At 53.6% G+C, this 18565-nt stretch carries 18 protein-coding genes; 17 read left to right on the forward strand and 1 reads right to left on the reverse strand.

Going from position 1 to position 18565, the window contains the following annotated elements; genetic code table 11:
• The 5 genes from B2Z72_RS11200 to B2Z72_RS11220 form a co-directional block, all read left to right on the forward strand.
• Positions 1 to 718, forward strand: a 718-nt coding sequence (locus B2Z72_RS11200; RefSeq protein WP_297004832.1) for a cbb3-type cytochrome c oxidase subunit I, incomplete at its 5' end; no start/stop codon positions are given.
• 2 nt (positions 719 to 720) lie between these two features.
• Positions 721 to 1329 carry a cytochrome o ubiquinol oxidase subunit III gene (gene cyoC, locus B2Z72_RS11205; RefSeq protein ID WP_296984313.1) on the forward strand — a complete coding sequence of 203 codons (609 nt, stop codon included), beginning with the start codon at positions 721 to 723 and terminating at the stop codon, positions 1327 to 1329.
• The gene (gene cyoD, locus B2Z72_RS11210) at positions 1326 to 1649 is read left to right on the forward strand and encodes a cytochrome o ubiquinol oxidase subunit IV (protein WP_296984315.1); all 324 of its coding nucleotides are present in this window, start codon (positions 1326 to 1328) and stop codon (positions 1647 to 1649) included. The genes cyoC and cyoD overlap by 4 nt, the downstream gene beginning before the upstream one ends.
• A gap of 11 nt (positions 1650 to 1660) precedes the next feature.
• Positions 1661 to 2536, forward strand: a complete 876-nt coding sequence (cyoE, locus tag B2Z72_RS11215) for a heme o synthase (protein ID WP_296984316.1) — start codon at positions 1661 to 1663, stop codon at positions 2534 to 2536.
• Positions 2537 to 2759: 223 nt separating this feature from the next.
• Positions 2760 to 4793, forward strand: a complete 2034-nt coding sequence (locus B2Z72_RS11220) for a methyl-accepting chemotaxis protein (protein WP_296984318.1) — start codon at positions 2760 to 2762, stop codon at positions 4791 to 4793.
• 221 nt (positions 4794 to 5014) lie between these two features.
• Here the strand turns inward: B2Z72_RS11220 and queG are convergent, their stop codons facing one another.
• Positions 5015 to 6082, reverse strand: a complete 1068-nt coding sequence (gene queG, locus B2Z72_RS11225; RefSeq protein WP_296984320.1) for a tRNA epoxyqueuosine(34) reductase QueG — start codon at positions 6080 to 6082, stop codon at positions 5015 to 5017.
• Between the two features lie 62 nt (positions 6083 to 6144).
• Between queG and B2Z72_RS11230 the strand changes: the two genes are divergently transcribed.
• From B2Z72_RS11230 to B2Z72_RS11285, 12 genes are all read left to right on the forward strand, one after another.
• Positions 6145 to 7701, forward strand: coding sequence for an NAD(P)H-hydrate dehydratase (locus B2Z72_RS11230; RefSeq protein WP_296984322.1), 1557 nt, complete (start codon positions 6145 to 6147; stop codon positions 7699 to 7701).
• Complete coding sequence (gene tsaE / locus B2Z72_RS11235; protein WP_296984323.1) at positions 7701 to 8192, forward strand: tRNA (adenosine(37)-N6)-threonylcarbamoyltransferase complex ATPase subunit type 1 TsaE; 492 nt, start codon at positions 7701 to 7703, stop codon at positions 8190 to 8192. Before B2Z72_RS11230 ends, tsaE begins: the two co-directional genes overlap by 1 nt.
• Positions 8189 to 9508, forward strand: a complete 1320-nt coding sequence (locus B2Z72_RS11240) for an N-acetylmuramoyl-L-alanine amidase (RefSeq protein WP_296984325.1) — start codon at positions 8189 to 8191, stop codon at positions 9506 to 9508. Before tsaE ends, B2Z72_RS11240 begins: the two co-directional genes overlap by 4 nt.
• A 121-nt stretch (positions 9509 to 9629) precedes the next feature.
• Positions 9630 to 10364, forward strand: a complete 735-nt coding sequence (locus B2Z72_RS11245; protein ID WP_297004839.1) for a MutS-related protein — start codon at positions 9630 to 9632, stop codon at positions 10362 to 10364.
• Between the two features lies 1 nt (position 10365).
• Positions 10366 to 12309, forward strand: a complete 1944-nt coding sequence (gene mutL, locus B2Z72_RS11250) for a DNA mismatch repair endonuclease MutL (protein ID WP_297004834.1) — start codon at positions 10366 to 10368, stop codon at positions 12307 to 12309.
• Entirely contained in the window at positions 12309 to 13265 is a 957-nt protein-coding gene (gene miaA / locus B2Z72_RS11255) for a tRNA (adenosine(37)-N6)-dimethylallyltransferase MiaA (protein WP_296985785.1), read from the forward strand. The genes mutL and miaA overlap by 1 nt, the downstream gene beginning before the upstream one ends.
• Before the next feature lie 113 nt (positions 13266 to 13378).
• Complete coding sequence (hfq, locus tag B2Z72_RS11260; RefSeq protein ID WP_296985787.1) at positions 13379 to 13627, forward strand: RNA chaperone Hfq; 249 nt, start codon at positions 13379 to 13381, stop codon at positions 13625 to 13627.
• A gap of 176 nt (positions 13628 to 13803) precedes the next feature.
• Positions 13804 to 15114: a ribosome rescue GTPase HflX gene (gene hflX, locus B2Z72_RS11265; protein ID WP_296985789.1), complete on the forward strand. Its 1311-nt coding sequence runs from the start codon at positions 13804 to 13806 to the stop codon at positions 15112 to 15114.
• Between the two features lie 114 nt (positions 15115 to 15228).
• Positions 15229 to 16431 carry an FtsH protease activity modulator HflK gene (hflK, locus tag B2Z72_RS11270; protein WP_296985791.1) on the forward strand — a complete coding sequence of 401 codons (1203 nt, stop codon included), beginning with the start codon at positions 15229 to 15231 and terminating at the stop codon, positions 16429 to 16431.
• The gene (hflC, locus tag B2Z72_RS11275; RefSeq protein ID WP_296985793.1) at positions 16431 to 17300 is read left to right on the forward strand and encodes a protease modulator HflC; all 870 of its coding nucleotides are present in this window, start codon (positions 16431 to 16433) and stop codon (positions 17298 to 17300) included. Before hflK ends, hflC begins: the two co-directional genes overlap by 1 nt.
• A 129-nt stretch (positions 17301 to 17429) precedes the next feature.
• Positions 17430 to 17627, forward strand: coding sequence for a DUF2065 domain-containing protein (locus B2Z72_RS11280; protein WP_296985796.1), 198 nt, complete (start codon positions 17430 to 17432; stop codon positions 17625 to 17627).
• A 9-nt stretch (positions 17628 to 17636) separates the two neighbouring features.
• The coding region (locus B2Z72_RS11285) for an ATP phosphoribosyltransferase regulatory subunit (protein ID WP_297004837.1) at positions 17637 to 18565 on the forward strand (929 nt) is incomplete at its 3' end.

Genomic DNA, 18565 nt, shown 5'->3' on the forward strand with positions numbered 1-18565 from the left:
CACCATTATTGGTGGTGCGGTATTCGGTTACCTGGCTGGTTTCTCTTACTGGTTCCCGAAAGCCATGGGTTACAAACTGGATGAGAAATGGGGCAAACGCGCCTTCTGGTTCTGGCAGATTGGTTTCTACGTAGCCTTTATGCCGCTGTACGTTCTGGGCTTCCTGGGCATGACCCGTCGTGTAAATCACACCGATAACCCAGACTGGAATATGTGGCTGTACATCGCCTGTGCCGGTGCATTTATTATCGCGCTTGGCGTTCTGTCTCAGCTGATTCAGTTGTACGTTTCTTACCGTGACCGTGAGAAAAACCGCGATGTTACCGGTGACCCATGGAATGGCCACACACTGGAATGGTCCACCATGTCTCCTCCGCAGTTCTATAACTTTGCCCAGGAACCTGTGGTTAAAGATATCGACGCTTTCACTGACATGAAAGAAAACGGTACTGCTTATCAGCGTCCTGAAAAATACGCGCCTATCCATATGCCACGTAACACTGGTGCTGGTTTCATCATGGGTATGCTGCTGACTGCCTGTGGCTTCGGCATGGTATGGCACATCTGGTGGCTGGTAATCGTTACCTTCCTGGCGACTATCGTGACTTACATTAAACGCTGCTACGACAACGACATCGATTATTACGTCCAGCCGGACGAAATTGAAAAAATCGAGAACGAGCATATAGCTGCGGTTCAATCAACATTAAAGGCCTGATTATGTCGACAAGTGTTATGAATCACGATGCTCACGAACACGAGCATCACGACAGCGGAAGCACAACACTGTTTGGCTTCTGGATGTATCTGATGACGGACTGCATTCTGTTTGCATCCGTCTTCGCCACCTACGCTGTGCTCTTTATGAATACAGCCGGTGGCCCGGCAGGGCACGATATTTTCGAACTGGACTATGTTCTGATCGAAACCTTCGCGCTGCTGTTTTCCAGTATCACTTATGGCTTTGCCATGATTGGTGCGAACCGCGGTAACAAGCAGGTTACTCTGCTGTGGCTGGCGGTGACTTTTGTTCTGGGTGCCGTGTTTATCGGGATGGAAATCAATGAATTTGCTCACCTGATTCACGAAGGTTTTGGCCCTCAGCGCAGTGCATTTTTAACCGCGTTTTTCTCGCTGGTTGGTATGCACGGTCTGCACGTAACCGCTGGTCTGATCTGGATGGTTGCGCTGATGCTGGAAGTTAAAAACCGTGGCCTCAGCCCGCGCACAGTAACCCGTGTTGGTTGTCTCAGCCTGTTCTGGCACTTCCTTGACGTGGTCTGGATCTGTGTATTCACCGTTGTTTATCTGATGGGGACTGTACAATGAGTCAACATGATCAAGCTCATCAGGATCACGGCATCAAACCTTACGTAATTGGTTTTGTCCTGGCGGTGATTCTGACCGTTATTCCATTCTGGCTGGTGATGTCCGGCAGCATGGATAAAGTCACAACCTTATGGACCATTGTCATTTTTGCTGTGGTTCAGATTGCTGTGCACCTGAAATACTTCCTGCACCTTTCGTTAACCACGGAAGAAGGCAAGATGAATACATTCACCTTCCTGTTCTCAGCCTTAATTATCGTGCTGGTGGTCGGCTTATCCGTTTGGATTCTGTACGCCTCCAACGCCATGATGATGGGCTGATCGAGGTGTCTATGAAACTGAAACGCTACCTGAAAGTAACCAAGCCGGGGATTATCATGGGCAACCTGATAGCCACCGCCGGCGGTTTCTTTCTGGCAGCCCAGGGCAGCGTGAATTTCACGCTGCTGCTGGCGACTGCCCTGGGGCTTTCTCTGGTGGTTGCGTCCGGCTGCGCCTTCAATAACTGCATTGACCGCGATATTGATGGCCGTATGGAACGTACCCGTAACCGGGTAACCGTGACCGGAGAAATGTCACTGGCAGCGGCGTTTGCTCATGCTCTGGTACTTGGTGTTGCAGGGTTTGCCCTGTTGATCTGGCAGACTAATCCAACCGCTGTTTTTTTTGCGGCATTTGGTTTTGTTATTTATGTCGGTGTTTACAGTCTGTGGATGAAACGCAGCTCTGTATACGGCACTCTGATCGGCAGTCTGTCCGGGGCAGTACCACCCGTGGTGGGCTACTGTGCAGTCAGTGGTTCGTTTGATACCGGTGCTGCCATCCTGTTGCTGATGTTCTGCCTGTGGCAGATGCCACATTCCTATGCCATTGGTATCTTCCGCTTTGACGATTACAAAGCGGCAGGTATCCCGGTGCTGCCGGTGGCCCAGGGCATCAACAAAGCCAAGCTGCACATCGTTCTCTACATTCTTGCTTTTGCCTTAGTTACTGTTCTGCTGACCGCAACCGGTTATGCCGGTTACGGTTATCTGGCCGTGGCCTGTGTTACCAGCCTGTGGTGGCTGGCGATGGCCTTGCGCGGCTGGCATGAAGATGTCGATGACTATGGCTGGGCGCGGAGCGTATTCGGAATTTCTATTGTGACTATCACGGCACTCAGTATTGCCATGGCAGTGGATTTCCAGGCTCCCACCGTTTTGAGCTGATCCGTCAGCTTAAAGTAAGCCGGAAGACGTATGAGGGTGCGTCTTCCGGTTTTTTTTTGCTAAATAATCTTGTTATACCCAAATGACAGGTTGCCCCATTTTGCACCGGTTTGGGCAAATCTTAGTAATAAGCCTGATACTAAATCATCACCTTGTATTCGCCATTGCGCATCTGATTATCTTTCCTAGACTCAGAGGTATACGAAGTCCTCAGGTCCCGGTTATGAATTTTATTAACTCTGTACGCATTAAAATGATGGCGCCGATCGTGGTTTTGGCGGTTATATTGATCGGCTTGTTTATATTCAGTTATGTCGTCAGCAAAATGCAGAGTGATGCGCTGAAGATTCAGTCAGGGCGTTATTTTGAAGCCATTTCAGAAGTTCTGAACGCCGACCGGGATATTTATCAGGCGCGTCTTGCGCAGCAGATGCTGTATTCCGGACAGGGCAGTGAGGAAGAAAACCGGGAAGATTTTCAGAGTAATGCAGAACAGGTTCGTGATCGCTTCAATAATTACCGCAGGTTTCTGGAAAGTGAACCTGAATTATTAACATCATTTAACAATTTTGATGGCCTGTATCAGGAATGGCGTGATGCCAGCGAAAGATTATTAGTGTCGAGTAAAGCGAATCTGTTCGTGACCTCAGAATTCCGCGTACTTGACGAAAAATTCATGACCATACGTAACATGCTGGATCTTGCCGGCGAAGAGTTACGTCAATACACCCGCACAATGACCTCGTATGCCAACACAGATGAAGTGAATCGTAGTATCGAAGCGGTGGTCGAGGTGTTGAATGCTGACCGCGATCTGTATCAGGCGCGACTTGCACTGCAGCAGTATATGGATGGTGCCAGCTCAAAAGACGAAGCCTTAAAATTCTTTGATGAGAACGTTGCCCAGGTCATGCTGCGCTTCAATATCTATCGGGAAAATTTGTCTGATATGCCTCATCTGACAAAAAACTATACCCAGTTTGACAACTTGTTTAATCAGTGGGTAATGGAAAGCCGGGTATTTTTTACTTCGCCGGAAATGGGCAAAAAATCTGAGTTGCCGGCGGACATGATGTTGGCAAATGAGAGATTTTCAGCCATTCGCAGCGTATTGGATAAGGCCGGTGAAAGTGTCCGTAACCATGCCCGCAGCGTTGAGCAGCGTATGGAAAAACAGATTGATGGGTATCAGTCGTTTGCCGTGGTTGTGATTCTGGTGGCCTTTGCGGCCGCACTGATTTTTGGCCTTGTAGTCACCCAGCGCCTGACACACACAGTTCAGACCATGGCAGCGCGCATCCGGGAAATTGCTGAAGGGGATGGAGATCTTACCCAGCGGATTCATTCCAGCCGCAAAGATGAGCTGGGCGAAATGGCGAACGAATTTGATAAATTTGTTGAGCATCTGCGTGGGCTGATCAGTCAGATTCGCAGCCGGTCTGCAGAACTGGGCAGTATGACGGATGGCCTGAATCAGACTTCCGAACAAACAGAAAAAATTACCCGTTCCCTGGCGGACGCTTCTGACTCCATCGTCAGCGCCGGCCATGAAATGAGTATGTCGAACAGACAGATGGCAGAAACGGCCGATAACACAGCTCAGGAAGCCAATAATTCTGATCAGCTGACGCAGCAGGGTATTAATGCGGTAAACAGTTCCCAGCATGCGATTTCCGGGCTGGTAAAAGATATTGAAAATGCGCTGGGGCAGTCGAAAGAAGTGGAGTCCAGTTCCGAGGCCATTGCCTCCGTACTGGAAGTGATCCGGAATATTGCCGAGCAGACGAACCTGCTGGCATTGAATGCGGCGATTGAAGCGGCGCGGGCCGGTGAGCAGGGACGGGGATTTGCCGTTGTGGCAGACGAAGTGCGTACTCTGGCGACCCGTACTCAGGACAGTACCGATGAAATCGAATCCATGATCAGCCAGCTGCGCAACAGTGTGCAGAGCTCTTCCGGTGCAATTCAGAACAGCCGCAGTAATGCTCAGGCAACGGCAGAGAATTTCGATAAAGTAACGGATATTTTTAACGCCCTCAGTAAATCGTTTTCCAGTGTGCAGAAAATGGCACAGGAAACGGCTCAGGCGACCCGCGAGCAATCAGACGCTTCGGAGAATATCAGTGAAAATCTGGTAGCAATGAAAAGCGAGACCGACCACGTCAAAGATGTATCGGCGAAAATTAAGTCCCGTGCACATGAAATCAATGAAGTGTACAAAGGCATGGATAAGCTGGTTGGCAGCTTTAAAGTCTGATCTGATTTTCTGCTGATGCAGTGGGTGGCCGGCATGCTGGCCGCTCACTATTTTCTACTTTCTCCAGACATTTCCTGCCAGGCATTTTCCGCGAGGCTTTGTGCCCACACTTTCTGCCAGGCATTCTCGCTCAAACGTCCATCACGCATTTGCGTCTGGCGGACCCTCCAGTAAGAGCAGTAAGAACAGTAAGAACAGTAAGACCAGTGAATTTGCAGTGTTTATAGTTTTTGCCGGGTCAGTGCCCAGTCAATGTGTTCCTGCACCAGAGCACTGACCTGTGGCCGTTTGGCTTGCAGAGCCTGTTCCACTTCTATGCTCGCCGGCGCATTGCCCAGTGCCACTGCAATATTGCGCAGCCAGTTTTCATAACCGGTGCGGCGGATCGGCATGCCTTCGGTATTCTTCAGAAACGTCGCTTCATCCCAGGCAAATAATTCCAGCAGGCTGGCTTTATCCAGGTTGGCGCGCGGTGAAAAATCCGGTTCAGAGCTTTCATGAGAGAAACGGTTCCATGGGCAGCCGATCTGGCAGTCATCACAGCCAAAAATACGGTTGCCGATACCTGTGCGCAGGTCCTGCGGAATCGGGCCATCCAGCTCAATGGTCAGGTAGGAAATACAGCGTCTGGCATCCAGGGTGTAAGGGCCAACAAAGGCCTGAGTCGGACAAATATCCAGACACGCTGTGCAGCGGCCACAGTGTTCCTGTTCATACGCAGCGTCTGTGGGTAAAGGCAGGTCGGTAAGAATTTCACCGAGAAAGAAATAGGAGCCGGCTTTGCGGTTGATCAGCATGGTGTTCTTGCCCTGCCAGCCGAGACCGGCGCGCTGCGCCAGTGCCCGTTCCAGTACCGGGGCGCTGTCGACAAAGGCGCGGAAGCCCATCTCGCCGGCGGCCTGCTGAATCAGCTTGCCCAGCTGGGTCAGGCGTTTGCGCACCAGTTTGTGATAATCGCGGCCCAGGGCATAGCGGGAAATATAGGCCTGATTCTTATCCTGCAGCTGTTCGGTGATGCTTACATCCGGGGCCAGATAATCCATCCGCAGGCTGATGACCCGCAGCGTACCGGGTAATAATTCCTGCGGGCGGGAACGCATGGTGCCATGATCTGCCATATAAGCCATGGTGCCGTGATAGCCTGCGGCCAGCCAGCTGCGCAGATATTGCTCGTGCTCGCCGACATCAACCCCGGTAATACCGGCCTGCTGAAACCCCAGATCGTTGGCCCAAAGGTCAATCTGGTGGCGCAGTTGGTTCATGTCCTGACAGTTTTTTGAATCCGGCATTTCGACTTCAGCAGCAGCTTCTATATAATTTTGTGCAATTTACCACAACAGGCAAAAACAGGATGAATCGACCTTACAGTGTCAGGGATCATTTACCCGGTGAGTTATACCGCGCGGAGCAGGTGCGGGAGCTGGATCGCCGGGCAATCGCTGAGGGCGGTATTGAAGGCTTTGAGCTGATGCTCAGAGCCGGGGAAGCAGCGTTTGCCTGTCTGCTGGAACGTTGGCCGGAAGAAGAAGAAATCTGCATTTTCGCCGGCCCTGGCAACAATGGCGGCGATGCCTGGGTGCTCGGCGCTCTGGCCCGCTACCATGGCATGAAAGTGTGTTTTTATACCCTGGGCGATATGGATCGCCAGTCCGACAGTGCCCGCAAAGCCCGTGACATGGCAGAAGAAGCCGGGGTTGTCGCCCGCCCGTTTATCAGTGAAGAAGGTAAAGGCGAGCTGAATTACGACGGCGCCATCATTGTGGATGGTCTGCTCGGCACTGGCCTGAACTCCGCTGTACGCGGTGATTACGCGCAGGCGATTGATGCCATTAATCAGCACTGGGCTGAGGTGCTGGCGCTGGATCTGCCTTCCGGCCTGAACGCCGATACCGGCAATATTATGGGCTGTGCGGTCAAGGCAGCGATCACAGTCACCTTTATTGGTATGAAACAGGGGCTGCTGACGGCCAGCGGTCCGGACGTCAGTGGTGCGGTGGCCTTTGCCTCGCTGGAAGTGGACCCGATGATCTGTGCCTCTGTGCCAGCGGCCTGTGAACGCATCAGCTGGGACCGGCTGGATCGGCTGGCGCAGCGTTTACCGGCGCGCCGCGGCAATGCGCACAAAGGTGAATTCGGTCATGTGCTGGTGATCGGTGGTGATCACGGTATGGGTGGCGCTGCGGCAATGGCAGCCGAAGCCGCCGGGCGCAGTGGTGCCGGGCTGGTCAGTTGCGCGACCCGTACTGAGAATACCGTCCCGATTCTGGTCAGGCGGCCGGAAGTTATGGCCCGTGGTATTGAATCCGGGCTGGAGCTGATTCCGTTACTGGAGCGCGCCAGCGTACTGGTCGCTGGTCCGGGACTGGGGCAGAGCAGCTGGTCAGAACTGTTACTGCAGCAGGTTCTGGGCTCTGATTTGCCGCTGATTCTGGATGCCGATGCACTGAACATTCTTGCCTCTCCGGGCTGGAACCGCAATTTCAGCGGCCGTGATGTCATAATGACACCGCATCCGGGAGAAGCAGCGCGCTTGCTGGGGATCTCCACTGCTGAGGTGCAGGCCGATCGCTTTGCTGCAGCGCAGGCGCTGGCGGAACGTTATCAGGCGGTTGTCGTTCTTAAAGGTCAGGGGACGCTGATTGCGCGTCCTGATGGTCGTATGGCACTGTGCAGTGATGGCAATCCGGGCATGAGCTCCGGTGGTATGGGCGATGTGCTCAGTGGCGTGCTGGGTGCGATTCTGGCGCAGCAGGTGCGCGACGAAAATAATCACCTGGATGTCTGGGCAGCTGCGCGTCTGGGCGTGTGTGTGCACAGTGCGGCCGGTGATCTGGCAGTACGCAGCAGTGGTGAACGGGGCCTGCTGGCCACCGATCTGATGATGAAATTGCGGGAGTTAGTAAACTGATGTCCATTCGCCTCACTGGTGAACACGAAATGACAGCCTTTGCCGCGGCCTGTATGCCGGTACTATGCGAAGGCGGGCTGGTTTTTCTGGAAGGGACGCTGGGGGCGGGTAAAACCACCTTCAGTCGTGGACTGATTCAGGCCGCCGGCCATCAGGGGGCGGTAAAAAGTCCGACTTATACTCTGGTGGAAGATTATCAGCTGGCTGACTGCCACATCTGTCACTTCGATCTGTATCGCCTCGGTGACGCCGAAGAGCTGGAATTTATGGGTATCCGCGATTACCTCGATCAACAGGCTCTGTGTCTGATCGAATGGGCAGAAAAAGGCGCAGGTATTCTGCCTGCTGCCGATCTGATTATTACCATTGATGATCTGGGCGACAGTCGTGAACTGCACTGGCAGGCCGGCAGTGATAAAGGCCGTCAATGGCAGGAGAAACTGAACCAATGCGCCGCGGCGTTTGTGCATGAGGGAGATGGTTCGTCGTGAAGCGCTTTATTCCTGCAATATTATTGCTGGCCGCTCTGGTTATTTCTGTCTCAGTGCGGGCGGATGTCGAAGACGTCCGGGTCTGGCAGTCACCGGATAAAACCCGTCTGGTGTTTGATCTTTCCCGTGCCCATCAGCACAAAATTTTCACGCTTTCCAACCCTGACCGGGTGGTGATTGATCTGGTTAACGCCAGTAATAAAGCCAACCTTGATGGCCTTGATACCCGTTCAACCAGTATCCGCAGTCTGCGTACCGGCACCCGCAATAAAACCGACCTGCGCGTGGTGATTGATGTATCCGAGCCGGTAACCGCCAGCAGTTTTCCGCTGGCACCCAATGATGTGTATAAAAACAATCGTCTGGTGGTCGACCTTGAGCCGGTGACCCAGACCAAAGTGGTTGCGCCGGTTAAAAAGGACGACAGCTACAGTGACAACAAACGCGACATTATTATTGCCATCGATGCTGGTCACGGTGGTGAAGACCCGGGGGCGATCGGTTATGGCCGCACCAAAGAGAAACAGGTGGTACTGGCCATCGCCAAAGAGCTGGAGCGCCTGTTAAAAGCAGAATATGGCTTTACGCCATTTATGGTACGTACCGGCGACTATTATATTGGTCTGCGTGAGCGTACGGCGAAAGCGCGCAAAGCCAACGCTGACTTCTTTGTTTCTATTCATGCCGACGCTTTCAAAATCGCCAGCGCCAGTGGCAGCTCGGTGTTTATGTTGTCCGAGCGCGGGGCAACCAGTGAAGCGGCGCGCTGGCTGGCGGATAAAGAAAACGAATCGGATCTGGTCGGCGGCGTCAGCCTGGAAGATAAAGAAGACCACCTGGCCATGACACTGCTGGATCTGTCGATGACGGCCAAACGTAATGCCAGCGTGCAGCTTGGTGATTCTATTCTCGGGCAGATGAGCAAGGTCTCCAAACTGCACAAGAAGCAGGTTGAAGAAGCCGCTTTCGTGGTACTGAAAGCACCGGATATTCCGGCGCTGCTGGTGGAAACCGGTTTTATTTCCAATCCGCAGGAAGCACGCAAACTGGGCGACCGCAGTTACCAGAAGAAAATGGCACTGGCCATTTTTAATGGTGTAACCAGTTATTTCCGCAGCCACCCGCCGCGCGGTACCTTGCTGGCGGATAAAAAAGGCGAGATTCCGGTGTTCAGTAATTACGTCATCCGCAGTGGCGATACGCTGTCCGAAATCGCTGTGTCTAATGGTGTCGGCATTGCCGATCTGCGCCGGGTTAATGGCCTGAAGAACGACAGCCTGAAAATTGGCCAGACCATTAAAATTCCGAACTCCTGAGTGACTGCCCCGCCAGTCACTCAGCCATCATTCACCTGACCATTCATCAGATCACAGACAAGGCTTTTTATGTCACGAATCCATTTACTGTCTCCGCGGCTGGCTAACCAGATTGCCGCTGGTGAAGTNNGGCTCATACGTTCCAGCGAGCAAAGCTCGCATCGGCTTGGTTGATCGAGTATTCACCCGCGTCGGTGCGCACGATGACCTTCGACGGGGTCGCTCGACATTCATGATGGAGATGATTGAGGTGGCCCACATCCTTCGCAGAGCCACACCGAACAGTCTGGTCTTACTCGATGAGATTGGCCGAGGAACATCGACGTTCGATGGCCTAGCCATCGCTTGGTCGGTGACTGAAGACATCGCACGTCGGATTGGATGTCGCACTTTGTTCGCCACCCATTATCATCAGTTGGTCGGCCTCGCTGAAGAAGTGCCCGGGCTCTACAACATCCACGTCCAAGTCGCGGATTCAGACGGTGAGATTGCCTTCTTGCACACGGTTGCTGAAGGGCCGTGTGATGATTCATACGGTGTTCAAGTGGCTGGACTTGCAGGTTTACCCAGCCCGGTTGTCGAACGAGCCCGGGACTTGTTGCTGTTCCTTGAATCCCAAGCCCAAGGCGCACGAGCTGGAGAGGACGGCGCACCTCTCTCTAGAGAGACGGGACAATCCTCTCTCTTCGGTTGGAGTCAGAAACCTACGCCAGCCCGCATCGTCGAGAAAGAATCTGAAATTGAGAAGCGCCTTTCTGAGATTGATCCAGATATGTTGAGTCCTCGGGATGCGATGGACCTCATCTACGAATTGCGTGGAATGCTGCAGGGAACACACGAGTGGTTGGAGGAGTGACATGGCTGTCACGACAGAGAATCGTCGCCCCATCCAACAGTTGGATGATGACACCATCGGCCACATCGCCGCTGGTGAAGTGGTCGAACGTCCGGCGAACATTGTTAAAGAATTGGTGGAAAATGCGCTGGATGCCGGCGCTGACCGCATTGAAATTGATGCTGAGCAGGGTGGAATAAAACTGCTGCGTATTCGCGATAACGGCTCCGGTATTGAAAAAGACGATCTGCCATTGGCCCTGAGCCGGCATGCGACCAGTAAAATTACCACGCTGGATGATCTGGAAGCGGTGGGCAGTCTGGGCTTTCGTGGTGAGGCGCTGGCATCAATCAGTTCGGTTACGCGCCTGACCCTGACCTCGAAAACCGATGAGGCCCCTGAAGCCTGGAGTGTGAATGTCGAAGGGCGAGATATGGAAGCCAGTATCAGTCCGGCAGCCCATCCGACCGGCACCACGGTTGAAGTGCGGGATCTGTTTTTTAATACCCCGGCGCGGCGCAAATTTCTGCGCACAGAAAAAACGGAATTTTCCCATCTGGAAGAGTATGTAAAACGTCTGGCGCTGAGCCGCTACGATGTGGGTTTTTCCCTGCGTCACAATGGCAAAGTTATTCATCAGCTGCGCCCGGCGACGAGAGGTCTGGAAAAAGAAAAGCGCGTTGCCAGTCTGCTCAGTGCCGATTTTATCGACAGCGCGGTACACATCGAAACCGAAGCCGCTGGTCTGTCATTACAGGGCTGGGTAGGTCTGCCGACCTTTTCCCGCTCGCAGGCCGACATGCAGTATTTCTTCGTTAATGGTCGTGTTGTGCGCGATAAACTGGTCGTCCATGCGATCAAACAGGCGTACCGCGATGTGCTTTATCACGGCCGCCATCCGGCGTTTGTTCTGTATCTGACCCTTGATCCTAAGCTGGTGGATGTGAACGTGCACCCGACCAAGCATGAAGTGCGTTTCCGTGATGGCCGGCTGGTGCATGATTTTCTTTTCCGCACGCTGCATCGTGCGCTGGGCGAAGTGCGCCCGGATGACCGCCTTGCCGGTTCAGCACCCGGTTCACTGAATACGGATTCATTAAATCCGGGGGTATCCCACACCGGCAGTCTGTCACAGCAGCAGGCACCGGTAACCGGTGTGCAGGCGGGGGAATTTGTGCAGCAGGAGCGTCTCGACTGGCAGACGCAGCGTCCGGCGCAATCTGCACCAGCATTTTCTTACCAGCCACAGACTCCGGCGCCGGGCCGCGATGCCATCGCCGAACAAATGAATGCCTACCGGCAGATGAACGAAGCTGAATCGGTACCGTTTTCTTCTTCGCTAGCGGGCAGTGCTCAGCCTTTACCTCAGTCGCAGCAGGATGTTCCTCCGCTGGGTTATGCCATTGCTCAGCTGCACGGTATTTATATCCTGGCGCAGAATGATCTGGGCATGGTGATTGTCGATATGCACGCCGCCCACGAACGTATTACCTACGAGCGGTTAAAAATCGCAGTGGATCAGCAGGGCGTTCAGAGTCAGCCGTTATTAGTACCGGTGACGCTGGCGGTCAGTGAACGCGAAGCGGATGCCGCGGAAGAATTTGCTGATGAATTCCGCCGCCTTGGTGTTGAGATTGCCCGGGTGGCACCGGAAAGTATTGTGGTCAGACAAATTCCTGTGCTGCTGCAGCAGGCCGAAGTGCCGCGACTGGTGACGGACATGCTCGGCGATTTAATGGAGCACGGCACATCGGACCGTATTCTGGCGCACCGTAATGAATTGCTGTCGACCATGGCCTGTCATGGATCGGTACGTGCCAACCGCCGCCTTACTGTGCCGGAAATGAATGCCTTGCTGCGCGATATGGAAGAAACCGAACGCAGTGGCCAGTGTAATCATGGTCGTCCCACCTGGACGCAGCTCACTATGTCTGAGCTGGATAAACTTTTTCTGCGGGGACGCTGATGATAAACCGCGAACTGCCACCGGCCATTTTTTTAATGGGACCGACCGCATCGGGTAAAACCGCACTGGCACTTGAGCTGGTGGATAAATACCCATGCGAAATTATCAGCGTCGATTCGGCGCTGGTTTATAAAGATATGAATATCGGCACTGCTAAGCCGGATGCGGAGATGCTCGCCCGGGCGCCGCACCGGCTGATTGATCTTATTGATCCTGCTGAAAGTTATTCCGCAGCCAATTTCCGCGAAGATGCGTTACGCGAAATGGCCGACATTACCGCCGCCGGCAAAGTGCCGCTGCTGGTGGGCGGTACCATGATGTACTTTAAGTTCCTGCGCGACGGTGCCGCAGAGTTACCGCAATCGGTGCCGGAGGTGCGTGAGCGTTTACTGGCTGAGGGGCTGGAACTGGGCTGGCCGGCCATGCATGAAAAACTGGCGCATATTGATCCAGAGTCTGCAGCCCGATTAAAACCCATGGATTCCCAGCGCATTCAGCGCGCGCTGGAAGTTTATGAAGTCTCAGGCAAAACACTGTCGCAGTATTGGGCTGAACAACAGACGGAACCTCTGCCGTATCACGTCGTCAATCTTGCGGTATGTCCTGAAGAGCGGAGTGTTCTGCATCAGCGTATAGCGCTGCGGTACCGGCAAATGCTGGATCTGGGCTTTATTGATGAGGTGAAAGCCCTGTATGAACGGGGAGATCTCAACACCAATATGCCCTCTGTCCGCTGTGTTGGATATCGTCAGGTGTGGGACTGGCTGGACGGTAAATATGATTATGATGAAATGGTTGAACGTGGCATCATAGCGACGCGTCAATTGGCAAAGCGGCAGATTACATGGTTGCGCAGCTGGCCGGATCTTCACTGGCTCGAAAGCAGTGATCCGGAACTTCTGCAAAGCGCCTTGAAAATCCTCCGGGCTAACGCCATATTTAACGCATCGTCCTGAATTCGCAGCTCTACAGCCATAACATGGCCGCTCCGGATGGGACTGGGGCTTATTCTTTTATCTTTTTTCGCTGTCCCCACATTGGACGGCAAACCTTATTTAAGGAGATCAACATGTCAAAAGGGCATTCATTACAAGACCCTTACCTCAATCAGCTGCGTAAAGAACGTATTCCGGTTTCTATCTTTCTGGTAAACGGCATCAAACTTCAGGGTCAGATTGAATCTTTCGATCAGTTTGTGATTCTGCTGAAAAACACCGTAAGCCAGATGGTATATAAGCACGCTATCTCGACTGTCGTTCCTTCCCGGAATGTACGTCTTGCACCATCTGAAACAGGTGAGGCAGCTGCTGACGAATAATCGCAGACTGTTATCTTGTCGGGTTGACCGCAGCGCTTTTGCTGTCGGCCTGCCCGTACATAACCCTGACACCATCTTTTTTATTCCGGCGCTGTTCATTGCAACAGTTTCTCCCTGTATGCTGCTCTCTGCATATATTGGTCTGACCTCTTCCACTTACTATTCCTGGTGTAGCCTTGTTTTTTGAACGTCATGAAAATGGCGGCGAGACCGCTGTTCTGGTACATATCGATTTCCCTGAAGGTGCTAACCGCGAAGACGTCAACGAGTTCCGTGAACTGGTTGTGTCGGCGGGTGCTGATCCGGTAGAACTGGTCACCACCAGACGCGATGTACCGGATGCCAAAACATTTATCGGTAAAGGTAAGGTCGAAGAAATTGCCGGCGTACTGCGCATGTATGGCGCTGAGCTGGTTATTTTTAATCACAGCCTGTCACCGAGTCAGGAGCGTAACCTTGAGCGTGCACTGCAGTGCCGGGTGCTCGACCGCACCGGTCTTATTCTCGATATCTTTGCCCAGCGTGCCCGTACCCACGAGGGTAAGCTGCAGGTTGAGCTGGCACAGCTGCAGTATCAGTCAACCCGACTGGTGCGCGGCTGGACTCACCTTGAGCGTCAGAAGGGTGGTATTGGTCTGCGCGGTCCGGGTGAAACACAGCTGGAAACCGACCGTCGACTGCTGCGCGAGCGGGTGAAGAATATTCACGCCCGGCTGGAGAAGGTTCACGCCCAGCGTGACCAGGTACGTCGTGCGCGGCGTCGTTCTTCTGTGCCGACGGTGGCTATCGTTGGCTACACCAACGCCGGTAAATCCACTCTGTTCAATACCGTGACTGCCGCCGAGGTGTATGCCGCTGATCAGCTGTTCGCGACTCTGGACCCGACCCTGCGCCGTTATGATGTGGAGAATGTCGGCGAAGTGGTGCTGGCCGATACCGTAGGATTTATCCGCCATCTGCCGCACAAACTGGTGGAAGCTTTCCAGGCAACCCTGCAGGAAGCGGCCGAAGCTGACCTGTTAATGCATGTGATCGACTGTGCTGCCGCCGAACGCGACGGCAATATCGAACAGGTTGAGCTGGTTCTGAGTGAAATCGAAGCCGATGATGTGCCTCAGCTGCGGGTGTACAACAAGATTGACCTGCTGGAGCATGCTGAAGCGCGTATTGAGCGCAATGACGAAGGCATGCCGGTCGCGGTGTGGATCTCGGCACAGAAACAACTGGGTCTGGATCTGCTGAATCAGGCGATTGGCGAGCTGCTGGCGACGGAAATGTTCAGCGATGAAATCCGCCTGATGCCCGCAGAGGCCAAATTACGATCTATTCTTTTTGAATTGGGTGCTATTGAGCAGGAAGAATACGCCGACAATGGTGATATGCTGCTGACTGTGCATCTGCAACTGCAGGACTTCAGACGGGCTCTGGCCCGGGCTGGTATTGATGAATCACGGTTTATCGAACAGGAAAAAGAAGCCTGGCAGTGAAAATAAGCCATTATTGGCTTTCTTTACGGAATCTGACGTATGAAGACGGTTTAAATCCGTTATCATTAACCCCAAATAAACGACAATGACATAGTCGCCTGATTGGAGTGATATATGGCCTGGAATGAGCCCGGCGGAAAGGGCAATCCCAACGACCCGTGGGGAAATAACAATCGCGGCGGTAACAAAAACCGCGGCGGCGGTAATCAGCCACCGGATATTGATGAAGCAGTTAAGCAACTGATGGATAAACTGAACGGTTTATTCGGCGGTGGCAAACGCAACAATAACAACGGTGGGGGCAACAAATCCGGTGGTACCGGCGGTATTTTCGGGATTCTCGTTGCTATCCTCGTAGTCTTCCTCGGCTTCCAGTCTGTCTATACCCTGGACGAGCAGGAACGTGGTGTCGTGCTGCGTCTGGGTAAATACCTGGAGACAAAAAACCCGGGTCTGCAATTTAAGATTCCGCTGGTTGATCAGGTGATTCCGGTTAAGACCACTCAGGTCCGTACCACTGAAATCAAAGAACGTATGCTGACCGAAGACGAGAACATCGTCGAAGTCGAGCTGGAAGTTCAGTACCGGGTTACAGATCCGGTGGCTTACGCCCTGCGTGTTGAAATGCCGGAGCGTACCCTGTCTTCTGCAGCAGAAAGTGCGCTGCGTCATGAGGTCGGTTCTGCTGCCATGGACCCTATCCTGACCACCGGCCGTGCCGAGCTGGCGGATAAAGTGCAGGTTCGTCTGCAGGATTACCTCGACCGTTACCAGACCGGTATGGTGATTTCTCAGCTCAACATCAAAGACTCCCGTCCACCATCTCAGGTAGCGGCAGCGTTCGATGACGTGCAGAAAGCCAAGAACGACAAAGAAACTCTGACCAACCAGGCCGAAGCCTACGCCAACTCGGTGGTACCGGAAGCCCGTGGTCGTGCTCAGCGTCAGCTGGAAGAGGCCGCGGCATATAAAGACCGTGTTATTGCCCGTGCAGAGGGTGAGGCATCCCGCTTTGATCAGCTCTACACCGAATACCGTAAGGCGCCGGAAGTTACCCGTGAGCGTCTGTATATTGATGCGGTGTCCGAGGTCTACACCAACTCCAGCAAAGTGCTGGTGGACGTGGATGGTGGCAACAACATGATGTATCTGCCACTGGATAAACTGATGCAGAATCTGCCGGCAGCCACAGGTACTGGCACAGCCAACCTGAGCAGCAGCGATATCTCGCGCCTGACCGATCAGGTGCTGAACGAAGTACGTGCCCGTCAGAGCAGCAACAGCAATACAACCCGCAGCACAAGGGAGGGCCGTTAATGTCTCCGAAAGTTATGATTTCTGTTGTGCTGCTGGGCATCCTGTTACTGGTAGCCAGTCAGGGCCTGTACGTAGTGACTGAGCGTGAACGCGCTATCGAGCTGAAGTTCGGTGAAGTGGTGGAAGCTGATATTCCGCCGGGACTGCACTGGAAAATGCCATTTATCAACACGGTAAAACGCTTTGATGGCCGTGTACTGACGCTGGATACCAACCCATCCCGTTTCCTGACGCTGGGTAAGAAGTACGTGATCGTGGATTCCTTCGCCAAATGGCGCATCAACGATGTACGTGCCTACTACAAAGCGACATCCGGTGACCGCATGCAGGCTTCCAACCTGCTGTCTAACCTGGTGAACAAAGGTCTGCGTGACGAAATCGCCACCCGCACTCTGCACGATGTAGTGTCTGGCGAGCGTGATGAGCTGATGACGCTGCTGACTGCCAGTCTGAATACTCAGACTCAGGGCGATCTGGGGATTGAAATTCTGGATCTGCGTGTGAAAGCGGTGGATCTGCCGGAAGACCTGAGCAACTCAGTGTACGACCGTATGTCGGCCGAGCGTGAGCGGGAAGCCCGCGAGTTCCGCTCTCAGGGTAAAGAGCTGGCGGAAGGTATCCGTGCCGATGCAGATCGTCAGAAAACGGTTATCGAAGCAGAAGCCTACCGTGATGCCGAGCGCACCAAAGGTGAAGGGGATGCAGAGGCTGCGCGAATCTATGCCAAAGCCTACAACCGTGACCCTGAGTTCTATGCGTTCACCCGCAGTCTGAAGGCCTATACAGAGACCTTCAAACAGAACGATGTGTTGCTGCTCAAGCCCGACAGCGAGTTCTTCCGTTATATGAAGGACTCCAAGGGTAAATAAAGAGTGCTATCAGGCTGGTCTTTAACCATGTTCATCTGAAGACCAGTTTGCTAGAATCCATCAACCGGGCCAGAGGCCCGGTTTTTTTGTGCGATTTTCTTTTGAAAGATGCCCAGCTGAGGAGTCCCGGTGCAGCCTGATTTATGGCGTGAGCTCGCGATTGCTGTCTGTCTGGTGTTTATCATTGAGGGAGTAATCCCGTTTCTCTGTCCGTCCCGCTGGCGTTCACTGGTTGGGCGGCTGGCAGAAGTGGATGACCGCACAATGCGAATGACAGGACTGATCAGTATGCTGATCGGCCTGGGACTTCTCTATCTGATCAATTAAAAAGGTCTGATGATGACAAGCGCTGACCGTTGGCTGCTGCCGGATGGTATTGAAGAAGTACTGCCGCCGCAGGCCCGCCGCACAGAACAGCTGCGCCGCCGGTTGCTCGATCTGCTCGATAACTGGGGATACGACCTCGTTGTACCTCCGGCCCTGGAATATCTCGACTCTCTGCTGACCGGTGTTGGTAAAGAGCTGGATCTGCGTACCTTCAAGGTGACCGATCAGCTCTCCGGGCGTATGATGGGTCTGAGTGCTGACACCACCCCGCAGGTTGCCCGCATTGATGCGCACAGCCTGGCACCTGAAGGTACCGCCCGTTTCAGTTACTGCCGTACCGTCTTTCATGCCAAAGCAGGTTCTCTGCTCGCCAGCCGCACGCCGACTCAGATCGGTGCGGAAATGTATGGTGAAGCCGGAGTGGGTGCCGATGTAGAAATTATCAGCCTGATGCTGTCTATGCTGGAATCAGCAGGCATGCAGCAGGTTCATCTGGATCTGGGTAACGTTGGTGTGTTCCGCGCACTGGCGCAGAAAGCCGGCCTCACCGAAGTTCAGCAGAACGAGCTGTTTAATCTGCTCAAGCTGAAATGTGAATCCGACATCGTCGCCTGGACCGAACGTGAAATTCAGCAGCCGCAACTGGCCGAAGCCTTTGCCATGCTGCCGCGTTTACAGGGCGATGCCGTTAAGCTGCAGGAGCGCATTGCGCGTCTCGGCGAGCTGGTACCGGAAACCATCGTCCCACTGCAGCATATTCAGCAGGTTGCCGAACGAGTGGCAGCCCGCTATCCGCAGACACCACTGTATTTTGATCTGACCGAACTGCGTGGCTATAACTATCACACAGGCCTGTTGTTTGCCGCTTATATTCCGGGTTATGGCGATGCCATTGCTCAGGGTGGCCGCTACGACGAGACCGGTGCGGTATTTGGTCG

This window comes from Thalassolituus sp. UBA6592, from assembly GCF_002433655.1.
In the GTDB taxonomy this organism is placed as follows: Bacteria; Pseudomonadota; Gammaproteobacteria; order Pseudomonadales; family Oceanobacteraceae; genus Venatoribacter.